Below are 929 nucleotides of genomic sequence, written 5' to 3'. Positions count from 1 at the left end.
ATGAAGTGATTTAAACTTTTTTTAAAAATAAAAAAGGGTTGCAGATATTTGTGTTGCGAAACATACAATTATCAAAACCAACCCTTTATGTACTCTGTACTTGACAAAGATACAATAGAATTGGAAATAGTCCCTTACATACCAAAGACGCATCGAGGATTTGCCCCGAGGGTTCCATTGGTTGAGATCGTTAATGCCATCCTTTACAAACTCAAAACGGGTGTTCAGTGGTATCAATTGCCTGTAAAAGCCCTTTTTGACAGTAAAGTGCTCAGTTGGCAGTCGGTATATTACCATTACCGGAAATGGTGCCTATGTGGTTTTTGGAAAGACTGTTGGGTGAACTTTCTCAACCGCCATAAATCAAAACTCGACCTTTCCAGCGTGGACTTGGATGGCAGTCATACCTCGGCCATCAAGGGCGGGGAACAAGTAGAATATCAAGCTCGTAAGAGGCGTAAAACTACTAATGCCCTGTATCTTAGCGAAAGGCAGGGACTACCTTTGGCGATGTCTGAACCTCTGGCAGGCAACCATAATGACCTGTATGACATTGAGGTGCAGTTTGAAGTCGTCACTGGCACTCTGAAAGATGCTGACCTGAGTGTGGAGGGATTATTCCTCAATGTTGATGCGGGCTTTGATTCCAAAGATTTTCGACAGGCTTGTGCCCAAGAGCAAATCAATGCCAATATCTGCTTCAACAGACGTAACGGTGACAGGGACAGGGATGAATATTTTGACAAAGAACTTTATGACCAACGTTATGCCATCGAGCGTACCAATGCCTGGATGGACAGTTTCCGGTCGTTACTAAACAGGTTTGATACTACCGTGGCAAGCTGGACAGGGTTTAACTATCTCGCTTTTACTGTATTAGCCTTGAAAAAGTTCAAACCCATCAAAAAGGAAAAAGTTTAAACGAGTTC

The 929-nt window shown here is 42.7% G+C and carries 1 protein-coding gene; it reads left to right on the top strand.

Annotation, left to right across the window (positions count from 1 at the left end; genetic code table 11):
* The first annotated feature begins 87 nt into the window (after positions 1-87).
* Entirely contained in the window at positions 88-921 is an 834-nt protein-coding gene (locus ED312_RS23525; RefSeq protein ID WP_123218453.1) for an IS5 family transposase, read from the top strand.
* Positions 922-929: the final 8 nt, after the last annotated feature.

Source organism: Sinomicrobium pectinilyticum (genome assembly GCF_003725735.1).
Taxonomy (GTDB): domain Bacteria; phylum Bacteroidota; class Bacteroidia; order Flavobacteriales; family Flavobacteriaceae; genus Sinomicrobium; species Sinomicrobium pectinilyticum.
The sequence above is the reverse complement of the archived record's forward strand: the minus strand, read 5'-3'. Positions and strand labels throughout refer to the sequence as shown.

Bases quoted from the DNA above. Each gene is read 5' to 3' on its own strand.
- ED312_RS23525 (WP_123218453.1), top strand. From the start codon at position 88: ATGTACTCTGTACTTGACAAAGATACAATAGAATTGGAAATAGTCCCT.